A 23,561-nucleotide genomic window follows, 5' to 3' on the forward strand; every position below is an offset into this window, starting at 1 on the left:
GGGCGGTGGTGGTGGACGGTGCCGGCCTGGAGGCCGGCGCACCCGCCGGCGCACCCGCCGGCGCACCGGTCAGCGCAATGTCACCGACCGTGAGTTCGGCGCCGATGATGAGGTGGACGCCGAGTTCCTGCGCCTTCATATGGGCGCGGACGACACCGTGCACGCCATCGCAGTCGGTCAGCGCAATGGCGGGCAGGCCGAGAGCGTGGGCCTGCTCGATCAATTCCTCGGGATGGCTCGCCCCCTGGAGAAACGAGTAGTTGCTCTTGCACCAGAGCGGGACGTACGCCATGAGCCCGCACCCGGCTATTCCACCCGCCCCTGGCAGCACCACCGGCGGCGCGCACGGTCGTAGTAAATCCAGAGCAGATCGTCGTTCCGCATCCGGGCGAAGTAGTAGTCGCGACTGACCGGCATCCGCCACCATCCGCCGGCGATGCGGTACGGCCCGGCGCGCTCCGCCACGTGCCCGGCGGGGAGTGGGTGCGGGATAGCGTAGACCCGGCGCACCATCGGGACGTCCCGCCCGACGGCAACCGCCGCCGATACGGGCGGAGCGGTATCGTCCCTGGCGACGGCGGAACGCCGGCGCACCATGACACTGGCGGGCAAGGGAATCGTATGGACCGGTTCCCAGGCAAAACGCGCCTCCGGCAGGTGACCTTCGGCAAGGCGCGCCCGTGCGACGGCGGCGTCGCCGAACCGGGCGCGGACGCGGGCAAGCGCACGGTTCGCCGCCGAAAGGTCTCGCGGCGGCCGCTCGACGAAGAGCCCTTCCTGCACGGCTGCGGTCCGAACCGATCGCCCGGCGACGCGAAGGTCGACGACGCCCCTCTCGAGCGCAATCGACTCGAAACGCAAGCGGACCAGCGTCATCAGTTGCGCGATGTCCAGCGTCGGCGCGGCGGGACGGACCACCTCGGTCCGGACTCCGCCCGCCAGAAGTTCCGTGCCGGTGAAACTTCCATCGAGCCTGAGGTGCAGCGTCAGCTCGGCCAGCATCTCGCGCCGTTCGGCAGCAGCAGCTAGCAGACGGTCGACCAGGCGCTTGGCGGCAAACAGCAGACGGGTGACGTCACTCTCCGGCTGATCGAAATCGTGCCGTGCGAGCAACGGCTCCGGTGAACGGATCGGCTGCAGTGGCGGATTGAGATCGCCCGACGCGCGCCGGTGCAGGAGGTGCGCGTCAGGTCCGAAGCGGCGGCGGACGCCTTCGGCCGGCAACTCGAGGAACGCGCTGACGGTCCGGACCCCCAGTTTCTCGAGGCTGTCGATCAGCGCCCTGTCCAGACCGAGGCGATCGAGCGGCGCCTTTCCGGCGAGCGCCCGTTCACCCGCGCGGTCGCGGATCACGGCGATCCGCCGTTCGGTGGACGCCAGACGCCGGGCGACCGCGTAGGTGCCGAAGCGGGTGAAACCGACGGCCACCGTCGTCTCGCGGTGTCCGTCCGCCCGAAGCGCGGCAGCGATTCGCTCCGCCCAGTGGCGGGGCGATCGATAGAGGTGCGACAGGCCGGAGGCGTTCACCCAGAAAACGCCCGGCGCGTCGCGCGACGGCTCGACGTCGGGGCTGAACTGGCCCAGCCGCCCGGCGACCGCGTCCAGATTGTCCGCGCGCGCGCCGGCGCCCCGTACCTCAACGCACGCCATCCGGTCCACGCCGATGCTCCTCGTCGGTCCAGCCGGGACCGCGCCGCTTGTCCTTGAGAACCTCCACCCGGCAGGCGTACCGGCCGTCACCCCGGCGGATGCGCCGCGCCTGGCCGCGAACCGTCACGAGCGATCCGAGCGACGGTTGCCGCTCGGTCTTCATCGTCAGGCAGAGCACCAGAGCGCCATGCGCGATCGCCTGCTCCGACAGCCGGCTCTGCACGGCGAGCGGCAGGCAGGGGTCATCCTCCACCAGGTCGAGCACCAGCAGGCCGAACGCGCCGGAGCGGGCGAGTTGGTCGGCGGCGCGCAGCCGGTCGCGCGCATCATCCAGCCGGATGACCGGCAACGCCGCCAGATCGATGCCACCGTCCGCCAGGTCGGGGGGATAGAAGACGCTGCCGGGACGCGTCACCCAGGCGACCGGTTCCCCCTGCTGCTGCACCTCGCGCACGAGGCGGCAGGCCAGAGTGAGCGACGGCGCCCCGGCGCCGCCCGAGAGCTCCGCCAGGCAACTGCCCAGCGCGGCGCGGGTCCATCGGCCGGGCGCGGGCGACGGCATCCGGCTGCGCTGCGCCCAGGCACGCGAACCGGAGGCGATGGCGCGCAGGTCTGCAACGGTTTTCACGTTCGCCACACGCATCACAATGTCCGCCGCACTTCGATCACCCGGCCGAGGATGACGACCGCATCGGCATCCAGCTCGATCGGATCGAACGCCGGGTTCTCGGGACGGAGCGTCACGCGTCCGCCGCCGCGCGCCACGAAGGTCTTCACCGTCGCGTCGTGATCCACCAGCGCCACGACGATGTCGCCGGTCCGCGCGGTCGGCTGCCGGCGGACGATGACGGTGTCATCCGGAAGGATGCCGGCGCCAACCATGCTCTCGCCCCGCACCCGTAGCGCGAACAGTTCGTCCGACGCCGCGCCATGCGCGTCGACCGGAAGGTAGCCGTCCGGATCCTCCACCGCTTCGTCGAGCACGCCGGCCGGCACGCGGCCCAGAAGCGGCACCAGCCGGGTCCGTGGCGGCTCGTCACCGGCCCTCCCCGGCAGCCGGTAGCCGCGCGCCCGGCCGCGGTCGACGGTCAGGCGACCCAGCTCGACCAGCCGCTCCAGGTGCGCCCGCGCGGTCTGAACCGCCCGGAAACCGAATGCCGCCTGCACTTCACGCACCGTCGGCGGCCGGCCGGCCAGCAGCCGGTCCCGCACGAATGCGAAAACCTGTTCGCGAGTCTCCCCCCGCGGTGTTCTGCCCATGGCAAACATGGACTATAGCATACATTTGTCTGTTTTAAAACCACCTCCCAGGAAACCTGCGAAGCGGCCGGCAGGACGCGCGCCGGGAAGCGAACAATTGCGGCTTGCGGAGGCTCTCGCTTCTGTGATAAAAGTCACGAACGGTTCTGTCTTTTTTCGCGAAGCAGGAGAGATCTTCCATGGCGTTCAAGCGCACATTCGTCGCTCTGCTCGTATTCGGCGTCGCGGCCATCGTCGCCGCGCCCGGCTTTGCCTCGGAGAACGAGGTGGAAGCCGACGTGACGTACTACAAGGACGTGCTGCCGATCCTGCAGGCGAACTGCCAGTCCTGCCATCGGCCGTCCGGCTACAACATCAGCGGCCTGATCGCGCCGATGTCGTTCATGGACTACGCCGAGACGCGTCCCTGGGCTCGCGCCATCGCCCGCAAGGTGGAAGCACGTGAGATGCCTCCCTGGTTCGCAACGGCTCCGACGGGCGTCTTCGAGAACGAGCGCGGCCTGACCGACGACCAGATCGACACCATCGTGAACTGGGTCGAGGCGGGCGCGCCCGCTGGCGACATGACCGACGCGCCGCCAGCGCGGCAGTGGGCCGAGGACGCCAACGACGGCTGGTCGCTCGGCACTCCCGACTTCGTCGTGTCGATGCCGGAACCGTACCTGGTCGAGGACGACATCTACGATCTGAACATCACCTTCTACACGAAGATCTCGGAGGATCTCCTGCCGGAGGATGCCTGGGTCAGGGGCTGGGAGCTCCGCGTGGGCGACAACGCCATCACCCATCACATGTGTTCGTCCGTCCTCTCGCCCGACGCCTATCTGCCGGCGGAGGCGGTCGAGGACGAGGGGGCCGACACACCGGACAGCCGCCTGCTGAGTTGCGTCGCCGAGGGCGGCGAGTCGGGAATGCTGCCGGAAGACTTCGGCGTGCTGATCGAGAAGGGGTCGAGCATCTCCTTCAACATGCACTACCACAAGGAGCCGGCGGAGGGCTCCGGCGCCTGGAGCAGCCCGCAGGTGGGCTTCTTCCTCGCCGACGCGGAACCGAAGTACAAGGTGATCAACGACGCGATCGGCAACCGCAGCTTCGAGATTCCACCGAACCACCCGAACTACCGGGTCGGCTCGTCGCGTGTCCTCGACACGGACATCTATGTGCTCGACCTCTGGCCGCACGCGCACACGCGCGCGCACGCCTCGCGCTACACGGTCACCTATCCGGACGGGACGGAAGAGCTGCTGCTCGACGTGCCCCACTACGATCAGGGATGGCAGGTGACCTACAAGTACAAGGAGCCGAAGTTCCTGCCGAAGGGGACGCGTATCGACGTCGACTTCTGGTACGACAACACGCCGGAGCGGGCGGCGCGCGAGAAATTCAATTCGAACCGCTTCGTCGGCTACGGCCCGCGGACGGACGACGAGATGCAGCTCGGCTTCATCGGCTACGCCAAGATTGACGATGCCGAGGCGATGCCGACCACGAACAACAACAACTGACGGCAGCGGGCTGACCGCAGCCGGTTCGTCGTGACGCTTCGAGGGCGGGGCCGGCAAGACCCCGCCCTCTTTTTTTGCTTTGCCTGAGGAGATCTCCTGATGCGCGCAACCCGCCTCATCCCGGTGCTTCTGCTGGCTGCCGGTGTGACCGCCAGCGCCCCGGCCGGGGCGCAGACGCCCGAGCCCAGCGAGGAAGGCGACGGCCTGCTGCACGCCATGCTGGTACTCGAGGCGCAGTCGATTGACGTCGCGTTCACGCCCGATCTGTCGGCGGACGACGCGGCGAACCGGACACTCCTCGACGGCACGGCCGGAACTCGCGTCCGCATCGGCACGATCGAAGGACATCAGGCGCTGAGGATCGGCGAGCTGGCGCCCGACCTGGAGGCGTTGGCGGAAACCTATCGCGCGGCGGCGGCCGTCGCGGCGGCGGCCGCCGCGGCGGACAGTGACTCGAACGAACCCGACACGGACGAGGACGAGGCGGACGAGACCGAGGCAGAGGCCTCCAACGCTGAAGCTGAAGGAGCGGAGGAAGCGCCGCCCGAACTGTGGCTTGCGCGCGAAGCGCACGGCTGGCGCCTGGAGGTGGTCGGTTACGAAGATGACGCGGACGGCGAGATCCGCGCGATCCCGCTAAGCCACCGCGAGTCGGCCGAGGCCGCACCGGTCCTGACCGCGTCGGCGATGATGACGAACACCGAGGAAGGCCAATTGACCCTTCGTTGGGGGCCCCACGTGTGGAGCGCCGACTTTCGCTTCGATGAACTGCCGGAGAGGCCGGGCACACCGCGCGTCTCGGGCCGCGGCCAGTCGCGCGAAGCATCCACCGACACGACTGCCTTCTCACGCGGCGTCACCCTCGCCGAGCGGAACGAATCGGCGTTGATCCTGCCCGGCGGCGAGCGGATCTCCCTCCTCTACTGGAAGGGAATCGATGTCGAGGACGAAGACTACAGCCGCTTCGAGGAGACGGCGGACGGCGACGTGGTCGAGCTGGTCCGCGCCGCACCCGTCCGGATCAAGAGCGACGTCGGCCTCCGCTTCGGAGAAATGGACCTTCCGACCGGCAACCTCGCGCCCGGCTTCGCTGGCGCCTACGCCATCTGGCTCCGCCGGAGCGGCGACGGCTGGCGGCTCGTCTTCAACAACGAGCCCGATTCCTGGGGAACGCGGCACGACCCGGAATTCGATGCGGTGGAAGTGGCTGTCGACTACACGCGGGGCGACCGGTCATTCCGGCCGCTCGGTGGCACGCTGGTGCCGACCGGGGCCGACCGGGGCCGTCTGCTGGTCCACTGGGGCCCCCACGAGTGGACGGCTGACTTCACGATCGCCAGATAGCGGCCCGCGGCTATTTCGACACGCCGCTTGGCAGCTGCTCACACGTAGCAGTCGTCGAACCAGTCGCGCGACAGCGTTATGAAGGAGTCGGCCGTCGCGGCCAGTTGTATGCCTCGCCGCATTGAGACGCCGTACACCTTCTTCTTGTGTTCGCGAACGGCCGCGACGGCCAGCGTGAAGTCACCGTCTCTCGACAGCACATAGGCGGCGTCGAACTCGTCACGCTCAGCCATAACCACAAGATCCACCGCAAGCATCACGTCAACCGCTTTTTCGACTGTCACCGTCTGACGCCTGTGCGTCTTCCCGATCTGCATCAAGTGACGGTACACATCCGAGTCGATTCGTTGCGGGAGATTGGCCAAGTAGTGCAACAACTCGCGGGCAGCCGGATTGTCTTCGGGACGTTCTTCCAATCGGCCAAGGTGTGTCGTGATTCGCGGGTCCGTCCGTTCCAGTCCCGCAAGAAACTGGCGCTGGTCCCTGTACACACCGTGTTCCTTGAGTTCGTGGTACCAGTTGTTGCCGTCGATGAAGAGGACAGCCCGATCGGCCATGAAAAAAAGCCCCGGGGTGTGGCGAAGCCAGACCCCGGGGGTGATGAACACCTACCGCCCGTGAGCGGATGAGGCGTCTACGACGCTATCGTTCTGGAGCCCGCTACGTCAAGCCCCGCGTTCGTTGCTGCCCCGCCCCCTCTTCATCGACGGCTGGCCAACCTTCTCGCTTCCTTCCGCGTACAATCGATCTGTCGGCCGGAAACATCCGATGGACGTCGCCAGACCTGACCTCGCGCGGAAGAAGAAGCTGCGCCAGGGGCTCTACGCCGGTTCAGCGGCTGTGGTGGTCATTCTGATCACCGCCGGCGTCTCGCAACTCCAGCCGGCCGCCCCCCGCGTCGACGCGGACACGGTCTTCATCGACACGGTGCAGCGCGGCCCGATGGTCCGGGAGGTGCGCGGCACCGGCAGCCTGGTGCCGGAGACCATCCGCTGGATCCCGGCCGTGACCGACGGCACGGTCGATCGGATCGTGATCCGTCCCGGCGCCACCATCGAACCCGGCACGGTAATCCTGGAGCTGAGCAACCCGGTGCTCGAGCAGGAGGCGCTGGAGGCGCAACTGAACCTGGCCGCGGCCGAGGCGCGGTTCACGACGCGGCGGGTGGAGGTGGAACGGGCGCTGCTGGAGCAGCGTTCGGCGCTGGCCTCGACCGAGGCGCAACTGCTATCGGCGCGCCTGCAGGCGGAGGCGGACCGGGAGCTGGCGGACCAGGGTCTGGTGTCGACGATCCAGCTCCGGCAGTCCGAAGCACGGGAGCAGGAGTACGACACGCGGCTGAAGCTGGAGCGGGAACGGCTGCAGATGGCGACCGAGACGGTGGACGAGCAGTTGGCGGTGGAGCAGGCGGAGGTGGACCGGCTGCGGACGCTGCACGAGCTGCGGCTGCAGCAGGTCGACGCGCTGCGGGTGCGGGCGGGGATGCATGGCGTGCTGCAGCAGGTTCCGCTCGACGAGGGTCAGCGGGTGACGACGGGCACGAACCTGGCGCGGGTGGGCGACCCGACGCTGCTGAAGGCGGAGCTTCGGATCGCGGAGACGCAGGCGCGGGACGTGCAGATCGGGCAGCGGGCGCTGGTGGATACGCGAAACGGCGTAATCGAGGGTCACGTGACGCGCATCGACCCGGCGGTGGAGAACGGGACGGTGACGGTGGACGTGGCGCTGGACGGGGAGCTGCCGCGGGGAGCGCGTCCGGACCTGACGGTGGACGGGACGATCGAGCTGGAGCGCCTGGAGGACGTGGTCTTCGTCGGCCGTCCGGTGTTCGGCCAGGAGGACAGCGTGGTGAGCCTGTTCCGGCTGCAGGCCGACGGCGCCCATGCGGCCCGGACGCCGGTAAGTCTGGGGCGGGCGTCGGTGAGCGCGATCGAGGTGCGCGACGGGTTGCAGCCAGGGGACCGCGTCGTGCTGTCGGACATGTCGGCCTGGGACCAGTTCGACCGCGTACGGATTGAATGACGATGGACGAGAACAACCTGCAGCCACTGATTCGTCTTGAAGGGGTCTCGAAGGTCTTCTACACGGACGAGGTGGAGACGCACGCGCTCGACGGGGTGACTCTGGACATTCACCCGGGGGAGTACGTGGCGGTCTCCGGCCCGTCGGGGTGCGGCAAGTCGACGCTGCTGTCGATCCTCGGCCTGCTGGACACGCCGACGGCGGGGGCCTACACGCTGAACGGTCAGGGCGTGTCGCAACTGAGCCAGGCGGAGCGGGCGCGGACGCGGAACCGGGAGATCGGCTTCATCTTCCAGAGCTTCAACCTGATCGGCGACCTGACGGTGTACGAGAACGTGGAGCTTCCGCTGACGTACCGGGGGATGGCGCCGTCGGAGCGCGGAGAGCGGGTGACGGCGGCGCTGGAGAAGGTGGAGATGGCGCACCGGGCGAAGCACCTGCCGAGCCAGTTGTCGGGCGGCCAGCAGCAGCGGGTGGCGGTGGCGCGGGCGGTTGCGGGCCAGCCGTCGATCCTGTTGGCGGACGAGCCGACGGGCAACCTGGACTCGAAGAACGGCGAGGCGGTGATGGAGCTGCTGCAGACGCTCCACGACGAGGGCTCGACCATCTGCATGGTGACGCACGATCCGCGCTACGCCGACCACGCCAAGCGCGAGATCCACCTCTTCGACGGCAAGCTGGCCGATCCCGCCGCCTAATTCCGGCCTTCGGCGAGGCGCTGGGCTCGCCTGAACAGTCCGCTGGCGTTCATGCGGGCGCAGAGATCGAAGAATGCAGGGGTGGGACCGGTCCAGCGGAGCTCGTCGACGTTCCTGAAGACGGGCAGGTTGGTGCGGAGCGTCGCGAGATCCTTGAAGAGCCCGGCCTCCTCGCGCGCGTCGGCCAGGGCGGCGGCGAGGCGCTCGGCGCCGCGGATTCGCACTCTCCAGGCGGCGGCATCCGGCGGAATGTCCTCCAGGTGCGGGTACTGTGCGAGGATGGAGGCGGCCGACTTGGCGCCCCATCCGCGGACGCCCGGAAAACCATCGGCGGAATCGCCCACCAGCGCCAGGTAGTCTGGAATCGACTCCGGCGGGATGCCGAACTTCTCCCGGACCCCCTCAGCGTCACGCACCTTGCCGGCGCGGCGGTCGAACTGCACTATGCGGTGCCCGTCCACCATCTGCGCGAGATCCTTGTCGGGCGTGCAGATCAGGACCTTCCTGACACGCGCGTCGGCGGCCGCCCGCTTCGCCGCGGAGGCCAGGGCGTCGTCCGCCTCGTGCTTCACGGTTTTCCAGACGACGACGCCAAGCGCCTCGAGCGCCTCCTCGAGCGGATGGAACTGGTGGAAGAGGGCCGGATCGATGCCCTCGCCGGTCTTGTAGCCGGGCCACAGGTCATTCCGGAAAGACTCGATGACGTGATCGGTGGCAACCCCGACGTGCGTCGCGCCCTCCTCGAGCAGCGCGATCGTCGAGCCGAGGACACCGCGAACCGCACCCACCTCGTTGCCGTCAGCGTCCAAGGATGACGGGATCGCGTAGAAGTGCCGGAACAGCTCGTAGGTTCCGTCGACGAGAAATACGTTCACGCCGCCATTGTGGCATGCGCGACCGGCGAGTCGCCGCGAGTCGGTGGACGGCTACGCCCGCGTCAGGCGACGCCCTGCTCTTCGGCGGAAGGAGCGGTCGACTGCGGCGCGTCGCCACGGCGACGGCGGTTCCGCCGGGGCTGGCGCGGCTCGACGAACGAACTGAGCCGGTTGCTGAGCTGCGGGTCGCGCAGCTTCCGGAGAGCAGCCGCTTCAATCTGACGAATCCGCTCCCGGGTCAGCGAGAACTTCTCGCCCAGTTCCGCCAGGGTCGGCTCGGCGCCGTCGTTCAAGCCGAAGCGCATGCGGATTACCTCGCGCTCCTTGGGGCTGAGCGTGTCGAGCACCGATTCGGTCTGGCGGCGAAGGTCGAACGCGACTGTCGCTTCCGCCGGATTGACCGCCTGACGATCCTCGATGAAGTCACCGAACTGACTCTCGTCGCTGTCGCCGATCGGGGCATCGAGCGAAACCACCGTCTGGGCGATCTTCCGCGCCTTGCGGACGACGGAGATGGGCAGATCAGCCCGCTCCGCCAGCTCCGCCTGCGTCGGCTCGCGACCCAGGTCGCGCGCCAGCGTCTGGTTGGCGCGATTCAGCTTGTTGAGCGTCTCGATCATGTGGACCGGAATCCTGATGGTCCGCGCCTGGTCGGCTATCGCGCGAGTGATCGCCTGGCGGATCCACCAGGTGGCGTAGGTCGAGAACTTGAAACCGCGGCGGTAGTCGAACTTGTCCACCGCCCGCATCAGACCGATGTTCCCTTCCTGGATCAGGTCGAGGAACGCCAGGCCGCGGTTCACGTACTTCTTGGCGACCGAAACGACCAGGCGGAGGTTCGCTTCGGTCAGTTCCTTCCGCGCCTGATCTCCTTCGAGCGAGCCCCGGCGAAGCGCCTTCTGGATGGCCTTCAGCGAGGCGGGATCCTCGTGCTGATCCCTTAGCCGCTTCCGAATCGCATCCAGTTCGGCACGCGCTTCCTTCAGCCTTTCGTCGCCGGCGCCGCGATCCCGCAGGCGGTTGACGCGGCGCTGCGCCTGAGCGTGTTCGGCGGCCGCCCGCTCCACGATATCGAGCAACTCCCGGCGGACGGCGGGCGTCGACTCCAGTTGACGGATCGCCTGGGACAAGGCGATGCGTGCCCTCCCGATCTGCCACTTCTTGTGAACGTCGGCCCGCTGGCGACGCCTGCGAACCGCGGTGGCATGGGCCTCGCTCTTCGGCTGCAGCTTCTGCCGCTGCTTGCGGCCCTGCTCCGCGCGCTGCTCAATCCGTTCGACCGTCTTGAGTGCGGTGGCCACTTCCTCCGCGCGCGCCAACAGCCTGCGTGTCCGGTTCTTTACCGTCCGCTCGGTCAGCTCGGCGTCCGGCAGTATGACGGTCTCACGGAGCGAGCGCACCCCGTCCAGCACCTCCTGCGCGATCGTGGGGACGTGGCGCGCCACGAGCATGCTGCGCGACATTGCGCGGGTGATACGGATTTCGCCCCGCTCGATCCGCTTTGCGATCGCCACTTCACCCTCTCGGGTAAGCAGCGGCACCCGGCTCATCTGGCGGAGATAAGTGCGAACGAGATCCTGTCCCTGATCTTCTTCGTGCGGGATCGGTTCCGGCGGAGTGGGCTGGGCGGCCCGAGACATGGCGGTCCGCTTGGTATCGCCATCGTCTACGTCGATCCCTTCTTTCTCGAGATCCTGCACGATGGCGGACAGATCCTGATCCTCCAGGTCGGACGGCGCATGCTCCAGCACCTGATCGAGCGAGACGTATCCGCGGTCCTGCCCGAGGGCTACGAGGTCCTTGACGATTTCTTGGCGTTCCTGTGTCAGCAAGCTGTGAACTCTCCTGTAGTCCTACGACGTAGCCGCGACGGCTTGACATGCCTGGCGGCCCGGTTTCGGGCCGATTCGCGAGCCCTCTACAGTTAGGACGCCCTCCAGGGGCAGTGAGTTTCAGTTAAACCTGTTAATAATATCGAATCCTTCCCTGAATTGCGACAGGAAAACGGCCATTTCACGCGCAAGATGACGCAAGATCGGCGATCTCCGGGCATCCCGGCGAAGAACCGCGCAGAATCGGGATAGAATGGCCGCCGGCGGGGCTCGTCCGGGGCCGCGCCGGATGCCGGAGCCACCCGGGAAAGTTCCTGGGAAAACGCCGCTCCCGGCCCGAGGAGAACAACCATGACGATTGGCGGGAGTTTGCTGCCGGAACTCGATCACGAGTTCGCCGGGGCGCGCACGACGCTCGAGCGGGTACCCGAAGACAAGTACGACTGGAAGCCGCACCCGAGATCGGGATCGATGATCTGGCTCGCGGGGCATCTCGCCAACCTCCCCTCCTGGGCGCCGCTGACCATCGCTCACGACGAACTGGACCTGATGCCCGAGGGCAAACCCATGGACCCGCCGCCGGAGCCGGCGAACAATGCCGACCTGCTCGCCGCATTCGACATGCACGCGGCGGCCGCCCGCGCCGCGATTGCCGGCGCAAGCGACGACGCCATGATGAAGCCCTGGACGCTGCTGCAGAACGGCAAGCAGGTACTGACCCTTCCGAAGATCGTTGTCATCCGGTCGTTCGTCATGAACCACCTCGTGCACCACCGGGCGCAACTCTGCGTCTATCTCCGGATGAACGACATCCCCGTGCCGCCGCTCTACGGGCCGTCAGCCGACGAAGCGCCGCCTGGGTTCTAGAATCCCGTGACGATGCCCACACTCCAGCCGCTCACGCCGGTGATCGGGGCGGAAGTCTCCGGCGTTGATCTGACGCAACCGCTGGACGAAGCAACGGTTGCGTGGCTGCAGGAGTCGTGGGTCCGACACCTGGTCCTCTTCTTTCGCGATCAGCCGCTGACTTTCGACCAGCACAAGGCTCTCGGCCGCCGCTTCGGAGCGTTGCACATCCATCCGGCGGCGCCCAAGGGCGCGGAGCATCCAGAGATTCTCGTCGTTCACGGCGACGACAAGGTGGACTTCGTCGCCGGCAGCCTTTGGCACTCGGACGTCTCGTGCGACCAGTTGCCTCCGATGGGCAGCATCCTCCGGATCGAACAGGTGCCGTCCTGCGGCGGCGACACGCTTTTCTCCAACATGTACGCCGCCTACGAGGGACTCTCCGACCGCATGCAGCGGTTACTGACCGGGCTGACTGCCATCCACGAGGGCGAGCAGTACTACCGGGGCCGCTACGGCGCCGGCACGCTGCGCGACGATGACTATCCCTCGGCCGAGCACCCGGTGGTCCGGACGCATCCGGTCACCGGCAAGCCGGCGCTCTATGTGAACGAAGGCTTCACGACGCGCATCAAGGACCTGCCGATCGCCGAAAGCGACGCCGTGCTGGCGTTTCTCTTCCGCCACTGCGCCCAGCCCGACTTCCACTGCCGGTTCACGTGGGAGCCCGAGTCGATCGCGATGTGGGACAACCGCTGCACGCAGCACCTGGCGATCTGGGACTACTATCCGGAAACACGGCACGGCTACCGGGTGACCATCGCCGGCGACGCCCCGTACTACGATCCCAAGCGGCCCTGAGGGCGCTCCGCGTCAGGCGCCGAGCAGCTGCACCACGGCAATCGCGACGGTTACGCACACGGCGGCCGCCAGCGTCATCGCAATGCCGACCTTCGCCATGTCCCGGATCGTGAAGTAGCCGGCGGAGTACGGCACGACGTTCGTCGGGCTCTCGGTCACCAGGATGAAGGCAAGCGTCGACGTGAACGCGGCGGGAGCCGCGATGGTCCACACATCCAGGCGGAAGTCCTGCGCGAGCGCAATCAGGATCGGCATGATGATTGCGCCGGTCACCGTGTTGCTGGAAAAAGCCATGTGCAGCGCGGCCACGACAAGCACGATGACGAACGGCTGCAGCAATCCCGGCACGTCCGGCAAGCGGCCCAGCAGCACTTGCGCCAGCCAGCGCGCTGCGCCGGTGTCGAACACCATCACGCCTAGCGAGAGACCGGCGACGATCAGGATGACTCCGCCCCAGTCCATGTCGCGCTGCGCCGCCTTCCAGCGCAGGACGCTGAGGCCCGGAAGAAACAGCAGCAGTCCCCCGCCGAGCGCCACCGCCTGTGGCGGAGGGTCGATTGCGCCGCCGGTCCAGGCGTCGAGAAGCGGCGTCGTCAGCCAGACCGTGATCGTGCCGGCGAAGACCACCAGGGTCCAGATCTCCAGCCTGGTCGGCGGGCCGAGGGCATCAATACGCTCCCGAATCTCCGCGTCCGCGATCGGCAGCCGGTCCAGCTCCGGCGGAAATGTCCGCAGCAGCAGCCACCAACCCGCCGGGATCATCAGCAACAACGCCGGCACGCCGTAGACCATCCACCGCACAAAGGAGATCTCGACATCCGCCAACTCGCGGAGGTAGCCGACCGCGGCCAGGTTGGCGCCGGCCCCGGCCGGCGTGCCAATACCCCCGATCAGAGGGCCGAACGCGCACGAGATCATCAGCGCCCGCCCGAAGTTGCTCTTGAGCGGCTCGAGCTTCGCGTCACGCAGCACGCCGACCCCAAGCGGCATCAGCAGCGCCGCCACCGCCATGTCGGTGATCCACATCGACAGCAGGGCGCCCACCACGAGGAAGCCGAGCAACACCCGGTCGGTCCGGGTGCCGACCCGCTGAAGCACGTGCAACACCAGCCGCGTGCCGAGCCCCGAGTGCGTGAATCCGGTGGAAAGAAACAGCACACCAATGAAAAACGTGACCAGCGGATTGCCGAATCCGGCCGCCACCACCGTCGGGTAGTCCGCAATCCCGAGGATGGGAATGAGCAGCAGGACGATCAGCGCGGTCACCGCGAAGGGCACCGCTTCGGTCACCCAGAGCGTGATGGCGAAAACCAGGATCGCCAGGCACGCCTTCCCGTCGGGAGTGAGGGCGATCTGTTCACCGGCCCGCACGACCGGGGACGGTTCCGGCAGCGCATCCACCAGCAGCATGAGCAGGAGCGCCAGGAGAATGGTGGCGGCGCGGGCGGTGTCGGTCATCGGCGGCTGCCCATCGTAGCGCAAGGCGCGCGCGCGGCCGGCTGATATGATTCTGACCATCACCGATGCACGACACGACCGACGCCACCGGGCAGCCCTCCGGCGCGGCCGCCGGCGCCGAATTCGACCCGACAGATCTGGAGAATCCAGCTCTCTACATCAACCGCGAGTTGAGTTGGCTGGAGTTCAACCAGCGGGTTCTCCTGCAGGCTGAGGACGCAAGCCACCCGCTGCTCGAGCGGGTGAAGTTCCTTTCCATCGTCGCCAGCAATCTGGATGAGTTCTTCATGGTGCGGGTGGCGACACTGCTCCGGAAGTTCCGAAACGACATGGAGGCGATCTCCCCGGACGGGCTGAGCACCGAGCAGCAGCTCGACTCGATCCGCGTCCGCTCGAACCGGATGATGGTCGACGTCGAGCGCTGCTGGTCCGAGACACTCCGCCCGCTGCTCGCCGCCGAGAGGATTCAGATTCTCGACCCGGCGGACTACACGACGGCCGTCAAGCGATACCTGCGCGACTACTACGAGCAGAACATCCACCCGGTGCTGACGCCACTCGCCTTCGACCCGGGACACCCATTCCCCTTCATTTCGAACCTGAGCATGAACCTGGCGGTAGTCGTCGAGCAGAACGGCCGCACGCGCTTCGCTCGCGTCAAGCTACCCGACGTTCTCCCCCGCTTCGTACCGGTCCCGGCCTCCGTGGTGGGCGAGAAGGGCGACACGTTCGCCCTGCTCGAGGACGTGGTGAAACTGAACGTCGCCCTCCTCTTCCCGGGTGTCGACGTGCGAAGCGCGTACCTCTTCCGCATCATCCGCGACACCGACATGGTGATTCAGGAGGACGAGGCGGACGACCTGCTCGAGTCGGTGGACCGGACCCTCAAGGAACTTCGTTACGGCGACCTGTCGCAACTGCTCGTCGAATCGGCGATGCCGGCGCGCGTGCTGAACATCCTGATCGAGAACTTCGAGATCGAAGAGGACATCGTGTCGCGCACGGATGGGCGGATGGGCTATTGCGACTGGAGCGCCCTGACCCGGCTGCATCGCCCACAATTGAAGGATGCTCCCTTCTCCGCCAGCAGCATCTGGGCGGCGGACGACGAGGGGATCTTCGACGAGATCCAGGAACGCGACCACCTGGTCCACCATCCGTTCGAGTCGTTTTCGACGGTGGAGACATTCCTCCGGGTGGCGGTGGACGACCCGAACGTGATTGCCATCAAGATCACGCTGTACCGCATAGGACCCAACTCACCGCTGCTGGATCTGCTGATCCGCGCCGCCGAGGGAGGCAAGCAGGTGGCCGTGCTGGTGGAGCTGAAGGCGCGCTTCGACGAACGGAACAACATCGTCTGGGCGAACCGCCTGGAATCGGCCGGCGTCCATGTCGTCTACGGGATGGTCAACCTGAAGACGCACTGCAAGCTCTGCCTGGTGGTGCGCAAGGAACTGGACGGCATCGTCCGCTACGCGCACGTCGGCACCGGCAACTACAACCGGGTGACTTCGCAGGTGTATACCGACTTCGGCCTGTTCACGGCGCGGCCGGGAGTTCTGGACGAGGTGACCGAGGTTTTCAACTATCTGACGGGCTACTCGAACAAGTGGAACTACCGCGAGCTGCTGGTCGCACCCAATCACCTGCGCAGGGCGTTCACGGAGCTGGTGGAGCGCGAGGCGGAACACGCGCGCGCCGGCCGTGAAGCCGGGATGATCATCAAGAACAATTCGGTCGCCGATCCGGAGATGATCCGCGTCCTGTACCGCGCTTCACAGGCGGGCGTGCCGATTGACATGATCGTCCGCGGCGTCTGCTGCCTTCGCCCCGGCATTCCCGGCGTCAGCGAGACGATCCGCGTTCGTTCCGTCGTCGGCCGATTCCTCGAACACTCGCGGCTCTATTACTTCGTCAATGACGGCCAACCCGAAGCGTTGATCGGCAGCGCCGACCTGATGGAACGGAACCTCGACCGCCGCGTCGAGACCCTCTGCTACGTTCGTGACCCCGGCGTCCGCAACCATCTACGCGACGTGGTCCTCGAAACGATGTTCTCCGACACCGATCGCACGATGGAACTCCAGACCGACGGCTCCTACCGCGCCGTCGCGATCGAAGCGGGCAACGAGCCGATCAATGCGCAGGAACAGCTGCTCGAAACCTACACGCGCCGCCCGCAGGACTAGCGGCCCGTCGAGCCGGGCAATCTCACCGTCCTACCTGCCTCCGAACCGGTAGACGAGACCGACGCCGAAGCGTCGCGTATCGAAGTGGAAACTCGGCACCGAGGCGTCGCCCGGCCCGATGGGGAGCTCCGAAAGCAGCGTCTCGCCAAGAATGGCGGTGGCAGGCACGCCTCCCAAACGAGTTCGCCTCCAGTCGCCGAGGAGACGAACCGCCAGAGGCCCGGTGATATCGACGTCTATTCCGCCACCCACCTGAAGGGACGGGCCGGTGTCCGAGAGATCGACAAACTCGGCGCCGAAGAAGTTGACGTCGCTCGTCACCCGTTCCATGCCGATCAGGAACCTGGCAAACAGCATGACGGGACGTCTCGGGTAAGCGACGCGCACGCCACCCATGACCGTCGCGTTCTGCCCGGCGACTTCAAGGGCATCCCCCGCCGGCAGGAAATCGAAGCCGCCCAGGTCGGGCAGTCCGATGGTGACACGGTTTCCCGCCACGCTGACTTCGCCGACGATGGCGAACCCCCGCGTGAGGTTGAAGCCCCCGGAGAGGAACCACCCCTGCGGATCAAGCGGACCCTCGGAAGTGGGGCGCTGGTAGCCACCGGCGATCTCGGCCCCGCCCGCGGTCTGCGCAACCGCCGGAGTCACGCCGCACAGGAGGACGGCGACCGTGAGCGCGTTTGGGACTACACGAGCTGTCGCCATCTGCCCTCTTTGGCGTCGAGGAGATGCGTCACTATGGCGGTTCGCGGCGCACCGGTTCTTCCGATGTGCTGTGGCTCACTAAGCTATCCTACCGTCTTCGTCATGTCAGGAGTATTGATGCTTCGTTACTGCCCGGCCCGTCGGATTCTCTTGGTTGTTGCCGCCGTTCTGGCCGTCGCCGCGCCAGCCGCGGCTCAGAGCCCCGACGGCGAAGCGCTGTTCGAGGAACACTGCGCCGCGTGCCATCTCGGTGACGTGGTGCCGCGCGCGCTGGCCATCGACAACATGCGGGCGATGACTCCTGCCGCCATCGTCGGAGCCCTGACCGATGGGGTCATGATGCAGCAGGGGGCGGAGTTGAGCCCGGCGGAGAGGAGCGCCGTGGCGGAGTTCATCACGGGACGCACCGTTGAAGCGGATGCGGGCCCTGCCGCCGGCGCCTGCGTGGCGGGGTCCGCCGCCGACTGGGCGGGTCTGGACGGAGGCGCGCAGTGGAACGGCTGGGGCGTCGATGTCAGAAACGCGCGGTTCCAGCCGGCCGAACATGCTCTGCTGCCGGCCGGCGACGTCCAGCGGCTACAGCTCAAGTGGGCGTTCGGCTACGCCGACGTGGCATCCGCGCAGTCGCAGCCTACGGTTGTCGGCGGGCGCCTGTTCGTCGCGAGCGTGAACGGTGAGGTCTATGCGCTGGACGCACGGACCGGCTGCACCTACTGGACTTTCTCGGCGCAGAGCGGCGTCCGGAGTGCCATGACGGTCGCCCGCTTGGCGGACGGCCGGCATGCACTCCTGTTCGGCGACTTCAACGCGAACGTCTACGCCCTCGATGCCGGGACCGGCGAGGAGATCTGGCGGCGGGACGTTGACGACCACTCGGGCGCCCGAATCACGGGAGCGCCAGTGCTCCACGAAGACCGGCTGTACGTGCCGGTGTCGTCACTGGAAGAAGTGCTGGCCGCGGACCCGGAGTACGCCTGCTGCACGTTCCGGGGAAGCGTTGTGGCGCTTGACGTCGACACGGGTGACGTGGCCTGGAAGACCTACACCATCGCCGAGACGCCAGCCCCACGCGGGCGCAACCCGGAGGGTGCGTTCCTGATGGGACCGGCCGGGGCCGCCGTCTGGTCGGCGCCGACCATCGACGCCCGGCGGCGACTCGTCTATGCGGCGACCGGCAACGCCTACACCGAGCCGGCCGCCGACACGAGCGATGCGATCATGGCGTTCGATCTCGATACCGGCGCCATCCGCTGGACCAGGCAGTTCACCCCGGGCGACGCGTTCATCATCTGCCGCCCCGGCAACCCGAACTGTCCGGAGGAGAGCGGCCCCGACTTCGACTTCGGTGCCTCGCCGGTACTCGTCACGATGTCCGACGGCCGGGAGCTGCTCGTCGTCGGGCAGAAGTCCGGCATCAGTTTCGGCCTCGATCCGGATCAGGACGGGGCCATCGCCTGGCAGTACCAGGTCGGACCAGGCAGTGCGCTCGGCGGCATCGAATGGGGCTTCGCGGTGGACGACGAGAAGGCGTACTTCGCCAACTCGGGCTTTCTGACGCCGGAGCCGGGCGGACTGGCCGCCGTGCGCCTCCGGACCGGCGAGCTGGTCTGGTATTCCGAACCGCACGCGCCGGTCTGCGACCAGTGCAGTCCGGCCCTCCTCGCGGCGATCACGGCGATTCCCGGCGTCGTCTTCTCCGGCGCCATGGACGGCCTGTTCCGCGCCTACGACGCCGACAACGGCGCGGTCCTCTGGGAATTCGACACCAACGGCGACCACGCCACGGTGAACGGCGTCCCGGCCAAAGGGGGGTCGATCAACGGGCCGGGCCCGGTCGTCGTCGACGGCATGGTTTACGTCAACTCCGGCTACGCCGCGTTCGGCGGCCGGGGCGGCAACGTCTTGCTGGCGTTCGGCGTCGACTGATTCCACGTACAATTGACGGGACCGCGACGTCGTTACAGGCAGTCTCAGACACATAACCATTGACCGCACCGACACCGTTAGCACTGCAGCCCCCTCTCGCAGAACCCCAGGATTCCCTTCCGGAAGTCTCAATAGAGCAGCTACCCGAGAACCTCCGCACCGCCGTAGGCCACCCGGGCTGGACCTCGCTGATGCCGGTTCAGGCGCGGGCGATCCCGTACCTGCTGGCGGGGCGCGACCTCGTGATTCAGGCACGCACGGGAAGCGGCAAGACGGCGGCGTTCCTTCTTCCGATGCTGGAACGGCTGGACGCTTCCCGGAATCGGACACAGGCCCTCGTGCTGGTGCCGACCCGTGAACTGGCACGCCAGGTCCAGTCGGACGCCGAGATGCTGTGGGAGGGCAGCGGCCTTCGCTCTACCGCCGTGTACGGGGGGGTCGGCTACGAGCCGCAGATCAAGGCGCTACGCGAGGGCGTGCAACTGGTGGTCGCGACACCCGGACGCGCGCTCGATCACCTGTTGCGCGGGGCCTTCTCGCTCAAGGATCTGACGACGCTCGTCTTCGACGAGGCGGACCGCATGCTGTCCATGGGGTTCTACCCCGACATGAAGCAGGTGCAGACGTACCTGCCGGGCAGACCGATCCACACCACCATGTTCTCCGCGACGTTCCCCGCATCGGTGATGAAAACGTCGCGCGAGTTCATTGCCGAGCCGGAGTTCCTCACCCTCAGCCGCGACCACGTTCACGTCACAGACACCGAGCACGTGTTCTACTCCGTCCCACCGATGGACAAGGACCGCGCGCTGGTCCGGATCATCGAGACGGAGAACCCGTCGTCGGCGTTCATCTTCTGCAACACGAAACAGAACGTTCACTACGTAACCGTCGTGTTGCAACGGTTCGGTTACGACGCGGACGAGTTAAGCGCGGATCGGTCGCAAGCCGACCGGGAACGAATCCTGAAGCGGGTGCGCGAGGGGAAGCTCCGCTTTCTCGTCGCGACCGATGTGGCGTCACGGGGGCTGGACATTCCGGAGCTGTCGCACGTCATCCAGTACGAGCCGCCAGAGGACGCCGAGGACTACGTCCACCGCGCGGGGCGGACCGGCCGGGCGGGAGCCGCCGGGACGGCCCTGTCACTCGTGACCGAGGCGGAGAAGCTGGGGCTCGATCAGATCGCGAAGCGGTACGGCATCGAGTTTCAGGCACGCCCCCTCCCGTCCGACGAGGATGTCGCGGCGGTAGCGGCCGAACGGTTGACGACGCTGCTCGAGGCGCGACTCCGCGAACGGGACCGGCTGCGGGCCGAACGGAGCCAGCGTTTTGTGCCGCTCGCACGCCAACTGGCCGAGAACGAGGATGAATCGCGGATCATCGCGATGTTGCTTGACGACTATTATCAGGAGACGCTGCACGCACCATCCGCCGAGGCGGGCGTGGAGCGGCCCGATTCGATGCGGCTTCCGCCGAAGAAGCGCACGTCGGATTCGTCCGGGCCGTCCGATGGGCGGCCGCGCCGCCGGTCGCGCCGCAGCGGGCGGTCCCGGCGCTAGCGCACCCTTGCGGGCGCGTTGGAAGTTTCGCTGGCGCGAAACTCCTACGGAGCAAGCTCCTGGCGGGATGGAACGACGGTTAGAGTAGATAGACGACCGAGGAGATTGATTCAGATGACGACTACGGCCATCGAAACGGAAACTACACACCCCTTCGAGACGGCGGCCCTTGCCGGCCGCGTCCCATTCAAGGTGACGGACCTCGGCCTTGCCGAGCAGGGCCGGCATGAAATCCGCCTTGCCGAGCAGGAAATGCCCGGGTTGATGGCCCTCCGGCGCGAGCATGCGGGCCAGCGCCCGCTCGCCGGCGCAAGGGTGATGGGCAGCCTGCACATGACGGTGCAGACCGCCGTGCTGATCGAGACCCTCGCCGATCTGGGAGCCGACGTCCGCTGGGCGTCATGCAACATTTTCTCGACGCAGGATCACGCCGCCGCGGCGGTTGCGGTCGGGCGCCCCGAGACAGGCGGCACGGCAGAGACACCTTGCGGGATTCCGGTGTTCGCCTGGAAGGGAGAGACGCTCCCCGAGTACTGGTGGTGCACGAACGAGGCGATCGTCTGGCCCGACGGCAGCGGCCCGAGTCTCGTCGTCGACGACGGCGGCGACGCGACGCTCCTGATCCACAGGGGCTACGAGTTCGAGCAGGCGGGAGCAATCCCGGCCTTCGATCCGTCGTCCGAGCCGGAGGAATGGGGTGTCATTCTCGACCTGCTTTGCGAGATCGCGGCGCGCGACCCGCGGCAGTGGCGCCGCATCGGTCCCGCCATCCGGGGAGTCAGCGAGGAGACGACCACCGGCGTGCACCGTCTCTACGAGATGATGCGCGACGGCACGCTGCTCTTCCCGGCCATCAACGTCAACGATTCGGTCACCAAGAGCAAGTTCGACAACATCTACGGCTGCCGCCATTCGCTGCCGGACGGCCTCGCGCGCGCCACCGACGTCATGCTGGGCGGCAAGGTGGCGGTGGTCTGCGGCTACGGCGAGGTGGGGAAGGGTTGCGCCCAGTCGCTGCGCGGCCAGGGCTGCCGCGTCGTCATCACCGAAATCGACCCGATCTGCGCCCTGCAGGCGGCGATGGAAGGTTACCAGGTGGTGACGCTGGAGGAGATGCTGGAGACCGCCGACATCTTCATCACCTCTACCGGCAACCGCGACATCATCAGCGCCGCGCAGATGAACCGGATGAAGGACAAGGCGATCGTCGGCAACATCGGCCACTTCGACAACGAGATCGACATGGCCGGCCTGAAGTCGTTCCCCGGCATCGATCGGATCCCCATCAAGCCGCAGTACGACGAGTGGCGCTTCCCGGACGGCCACAGCGTCCTCGTCCTCGCGGAGGGGCGGCTGCTGAACCTCGGATGCGCCACCGGGCATCCAAGCTTCGTCATGTCGGCGTCATTCACTAACCAGGTGCTCGCGCAGATCGCCCTGCACCGGAACGAGGGTGAATACGAGAAGCAGGTCTACATGCTGCCGAAGCAGCTTGACGAGAAGGTGGCCCGCCTCCATCTCGACGCTCTCGGCGTGCACCTGACGGAGATGACGCCCGAGCAGGCCGCATACCTCGGGATTCCGGTCGACGGACCCTACAAGTCCGACCACTACCGCTACTAGAGCCTCCGGCCGTTTGACGCTGCGCAGGCGCTTGACGGCAGTAAACCCAGGTTCCTGCTGCTGAAGGACATCGACCTTCCACCGGCCCGACCAGTTCGGCGGCGGCGCGGAGCGCGCCGGGGCGCGGTTCAGGTCGGCGGCCGACCGGACGCGTCCTCAGTTCGACGGCCGGCGGCGACCCGTCGGACGCTGGCCGAGGGCGCGCTGCATCACCTCGTACTGCACCGCCGTGATGCGGCCGATCGCCTCGATCCAGTAGGCCGCGTTGTGGCCTCCCGGCTGCTGCATGTAGTCGAACGGAATGTCCTCGTCCATCAGGTAGCGCGCCAGCTCGCGAGCGCCGCTGATCAGGCGGTCCTCGGTGCCGCAGTCGAGATAAATGTGCGGAAGGTCCTCGCGCGGGACCTGGGTGATCAGCTTGAAGGGATCGTAGGCGTCGGCCTGTTCCGGGGTGGCGAACATCGTTCCCTGGGGCGTCCTCTCCACCTGGCTGCTGAAGCCCTCGATGCCGATGAGCGGGTTCGGCTGCCGCCGCCGCTCCTCCTGCTCCGGCGTCAACTGGCGCGGCTGGCGGGGCGGCATCTCGCCGCGCATCCTCGCCGCCGCTTGCCGGCCGTACTCGAGCGCGCCGCTCGTGCTGCCGATTGAGATGAACATGTCCGGGTTGCGCAGACCCATCGTGATCCCGCCGAAGCCCCCCATCGACAGCCCGGTGATGGCTCGTCCCTCGCGGCGGGCGATCGTCCGGAAGTTCCAGTCGACGTGGCTGACGACGTCCTGAATGACATGGTCCTCCCAGTTGTTCTTCTGGCCGCCTTCGTTCTCGGCCCAGTTGACGTACCAGGAGTTGCCCACATCCGGCATGACGATGATCAGGTCGTGGTAGAGGCCGGCATAGAAAGGCGCGCCGTTCGAAAGGCCCCACGCAGTGTAGTTCTGCGTCAAGCCGTGGAGCAGGTAGAGCACCGGGTAGCGCTCCGTTGACGTCTCGTAGTCGTCCGGCAGCAGGATGTTGTACTTCATGTCCCGATCAACGGCCGGACTGTAAAACTCCACCGTTTGGAGTTCCCGCTCCGCCGCCGTCGCCGCCCCGACTGACGCCGCGAGAACGAACCCGACCGCCGCCGCCGTCCCCCGCATGAATTGCCGTCTCAGCATCCTTTTCCTCCCGCCCTGTCGCAAGGCGCGCCGTTCCGGCACCA

20 protein-coding genes are annotated in these 23,561 nt (G+C 67.2%); 10 read left to right on the forward strand and 10 right to left on the reverse strand.

The window, feature by feature from the left end; genetic code table 11:
* The 4 genes from F4Y45_01500 to lexA all read right to left on the reverse strand — a co-directional run.
* Positions 1-292, reverse strand: a 292-nt coding sequence (locus F4Y45_01500; protein MXY23180.1) for a PHP domain-containing protein, incomplete at its 3' end; no start/stop codon positions are given.
* A gap of 14 nt (positions 293-306) precedes the next feature.
* Positions 307-1,659: a DNA polymerase Y family protein gene (locus F4Y45_01505; protein MXY23181.1), complete on the reverse strand. Its 1,353-nt coding sequence runs from the start codon at positions 1,657-1,659 to the stop codon at positions 307-309.
* Complete coding sequence (locus tag F4Y45_01510) at positions 1,637-2,278, reverse strand: recombinase A (GenBank protein MXY23182.1); 642 nt, start codon at positions 2,276-2,278, stop codon at positions 1,637-1,639. Before F4Y45_01510 ends, F4Y45_01505 begins: the two co-directional genes overlap by 23 nt.
* 14 nt (positions 2,279-2,292) lie before the next feature.
* Entirely contained in the window at positions 2,293-2,910 is a 618-nt protein-coding gene (lexA, locus tag F4Y45_01515) for a repressor LexA (GenBank protein MXY23183.1), read from the reverse strand.
* Between the two features lie 179 nt (positions 2,911-3,089).
* On the opposite strand from lexA, the gene F4Y45_01520 reads away from it, so the two are divergent.
* Together F4Y45_01520 and F4Y45_01525 are read left to right on the forward strand one after the other, a co-directional pair.
* Positions 3,090-4,415: a hypothetical protein gene (locus F4Y45_01520; GenBank protein MXY23184.1), complete on the forward strand. Its 1,326-nt coding sequence runs from the start codon at positions 3,090-3,092 to the stop codon at positions 4,413-4,415.
* A gap of 99 nt (positions 4,416-4,514) precedes the next feature.
* Positions 4,515-5,759, forward strand: a complete 1,245-nt coding sequence (locus tag F4Y45_01525) for a DUF2911 domain-containing protein (protein MXY23185.1) — start codon at positions 4,515-4,517, stop codon at positions 5,757-5,759.
* A gap of 38 nt (positions 5,760-5,797) precedes the next feature.
* Here F4Y45_01525 and F4Y45_01530 read toward each other — a convergent pair whose 3' ends face one another.
* Positions 5,798-6,367: an NYN domain-containing protein gene (locus F4Y45_01530; protein MXY23186.1), complete on the reverse strand. Its 570-nt coding sequence runs from the start codon at positions 6,365-6,367 to the stop codon at positions 5,798-5,800.
* A 160-nt stretch (positions 6,368-6,527) separates the two neighbouring features.
* Here F4Y45_01530 and F4Y45_01535 point away from each other — a divergent pair, with 160 nt between their 5' ends.
* Together F4Y45_01535 and F4Y45_01540 are read left to right on the forward strand one after the other, a co-directional pair.
* Complete coding sequence (locus tag F4Y45_01535; protein MXY23187.1) at positions 6,528-7,781, forward strand: HlyD family efflux transporter periplasmic adaptor subunit; 1,254 nt, start codon at positions 6,528-6,530, stop codon at positions 7,779-7,781.
* A gap of 2 nt (positions 7,782-7,783) precedes the next feature.
* Complete coding sequence (locus F4Y45_01540) at positions 7,784-8,479, forward strand: ABC transporter ATP-binding protein (GenBank protein ID MXY23188.1); 696 nt, start codon at positions 7,784-7,786, stop codon at positions 8,477-8,479.
* Here F4Y45_01540 and F4Y45_01545 read toward each other — a convergent pair.
* On the reverse strand, positions 8,476-9,354 hold the full coding sequence (locus tag F4Y45_01545) for a flap endonuclease (protein ID MXY23189.1): 879 nt from the start codon (positions 9,352-9,354) through the stop codon (positions 8,476-8,478). The genes F4Y45_01540 and F4Y45_01545 overlap by 4 nt on opposite strands.
* 62 nt (positions 9,355-9,416) lie before the next feature.
* Positions 9,417-11,186 (reverse strand): RNA polymerase sigma factor RpoD, encoded by a 1,770-nt coding sequence (gene rpoD, locus F4Y45_01550; GenBank protein MXY23190.1) that lies wholly within the window; start codon positions 11,184-11,186, stop codon positions 9,417-9,419.
* A gap of 351 nt (positions 11,187-11,537) precedes the next feature.
* Between rpoD and F4Y45_01555 the strand changes: the two genes are divergently transcribed.
* Together F4Y45_01555 and F4Y45_01560 are read left to right on the forward strand one after the other, a co-directional pair.
* Positions 11,538-12,053, forward strand: a complete 516-nt coding sequence (locus F4Y45_01555; protein ID MXY23191.1) for a DUF664 domain-containing protein — start codon at positions 11,538-11,540, stop codon at positions 12,051-12,053.
* Positions 12,054-12,065: 12 nt separating this feature from the next.
* Positions 12,066-12,893: a taurine dioxygenase gene (locus F4Y45_01560; protein ID MXY23192.1), complete on the forward strand. Its 828-nt coding sequence runs from the start codon at positions 12,066-12,068 to the stop codon at positions 12,891-12,893.
* 12 nt (positions 12,894-12,905) lie between these two features.
* Here F4Y45_01560 and F4Y45_01565 read toward each other — a convergent pair whose 3' ends face one another.
* Positions 12,906-14,351 (reverse strand): DASS family sodium-coupled anion symporter, encoded by a 1,446-nt coding sequence (locus F4Y45_01565; GenBank protein MXY23193.1) that lies wholly within the window; start codon positions 14,349-14,351, stop codon positions 12,906-12,908.
* A 65-nt stretch (positions 14,352-14,416) separates the two neighbouring features.
* Between F4Y45_01565 and ppk1 the strand changes: the two genes are divergently transcribed.
* Complete coding sequence (gene ppk1 / locus F4Y45_01570) at positions 14,417-16,543, forward strand: polyphosphate kinase 1 (GenBank protein ID MXY23194.1); 2,127 nt, start codon at positions 14,417-14,419, stop codon at positions 16,541-16,543.
* 30 nt (positions 16,544-16,573) lie between these two features.
* On the opposite strand, the gene F4Y45_01575 is transcribed toward ppk1, so the two are convergent.
* Positions 16,574-17,251, reverse strand: a complete 678-nt coding sequence (locus F4Y45_01575) for a porin family protein (GenBank protein MXY23195.1) — start codon at positions 17,249-17,251, stop codon at positions 16,574-16,576.
* Positions 17,252-17,368: 117 nt separating this feature from the next.
* Here F4Y45_01575 and F4Y45_01580 point away from each other — a divergent pair, with 117 nt between their 5' ends.
* The 3 genes from F4Y45_01580 (at position 17,369) to F4Y45_01590 (ending at position 22,359) form a co-directional block, all read left to right on the forward strand.
* Entirely contained in the window at positions 17,369-19,177 is a 1,809-nt protein-coding gene (locus F4Y45_01580; protein ID MXY23196.1) for a PQQ-binding-like beta-propeller repeat protein, read from the forward strand.
* 59 nt (positions 19,178-19,236) lie between these two features.
* The gene (locus F4Y45_01585; protein MXY23197.1) at positions 19,237-20,736 is read left to right on the forward strand and encodes a DEAD/DEAH box helicase; all 1,500 of its coding nucleotides are present in this window, start codon (positions 19,237-19,239) and stop codon (positions 20,734-20,736) included.
* Positions 20,737-20,850: 114 nt separating this feature from the next.
* The gene (locus tag F4Y45_01590) at positions 20,851-22,359 is read left to right on the forward strand and encodes an adenosylhomocysteinase (protein ID MXY23198.1); all 1,509 of its coding nucleotides are present in this window, start codon (positions 20,851-20,853) and stop codon (positions 22,357-22,359) included.
* A 156-nt stretch (positions 22,360-22,515) separates the two neighbouring features.
* Here F4Y45_01590 and F4Y45_01595 read toward each other — a convergent pair whose 3' ends face one another.
* On the reverse strand, positions 22,516-23,517 hold the full coding sequence (locus F4Y45_01595) for a hypothetical protein (GenBank protein MXY23199.1): 1,002 nt from the start codon (positions 23,515-23,517) through the stop codon (positions 22,516-22,518).
* Positions 23,518-23,561 lie beyond the last annotated feature (44 nt).

The organism is Acidobacteriota bacterium, from assembly GCA_009838525.1.
In the GTDB taxonomy this organism is placed as follows: Bacteria; Acidobacteriota; Vicinamibacteria; order Vicinamibacterales; family UBA8438; genus VXRJ01.

Bases quoted from the DNA above. Each gene is read 5' to 3' on its own strand.
- ppk1 (MXY23194.1), top strand. From the start codon at position 14,417: ATGCACGACACGACCGACGCCACCGGGCAGCCCTCCGGCGCGGCCGCC.
- F4Y45_01565 (MXY23193.1), bottom strand. From the start codon at position 14,351: ATGACCGACACCGCCCGCGCCGCCACCATTCTCCTGGCGCTCCTGCTC.
- F4Y45_01520 (MXY23184.1), top strand. From the start codon at position 3,090: ATGGCGTTCAAGCGCACATTCGTCGCTCTGCTCGTATTCGGCGTCGCG.
- F4Y45_01590 (MXY23198.1), top strand. From the start codon at position 20,851: ATGACGACTACGGCCATCGAAACGGAAACTACACACCCCTTCGAGACG.
- F4Y45_01555 (MXY23191.1), top strand. From the start codon at position 11,538: ATGACGATTGGCGGGAGTTTGCTGCCGGAACTCGATCACGAGTTCGCC.
- F4Y45_01535 (MXY23187.1), top strand. From the start codon at position 6,528: ATGGACGTCGCCAGACCTGACCTCGCGCGGAAGAAGAAGCTGCGCCAG.
- lexA (MXY23183.1), bottom strand. From the start codon at position 2,910: ATGGGCAGAACACCGCGGGGGGAGACTCGCGAACAGGTTTTCGCATTC.
- F4Y45_01595 (MXY23199.1), bottom strand. From the start codon at position 23,517: ATGCTGAGACGGCAATTCATGCGGGGGACGGCGGCGGCGGTCGGGTTC.
- F4Y45_01540 (MXY23188.1), top strand. From the start codon at position 7,784: ATGGACGAGAACAACCTGCAGCCACTGATTCGTCTTGAAGGGGTCTCG.
- F4Y45_01525 (MXY23185.1), top strand. From the start codon at position 4,515: ATGCGCGCAACCCGCCTCATCCCGGTGCTTCTGCTGGCTGCCGGTGTG.
- F4Y45_01580 (MXY23196.1), top strand. From the start codon at position 17,369: ATGCTTCGTTACTGCCCGGCCCGTCGGATTCTCTTGGTTGTTGCCGCC.
- F4Y45_01575 (MXY23195.1), bottom strand. From the start codon at position 17,251: ATGGCGACAGCTCGTGTAGTCCCAAACGCGCTCACGGTCGCCGTCCTC.
- F4Y45_01560 (MXY23192.1), top strand. From the start codon at position 12,066: ATGCCCACACTCCAGCCGCTCACGCCGGTGATCGGGGCGGAAGTCTCC.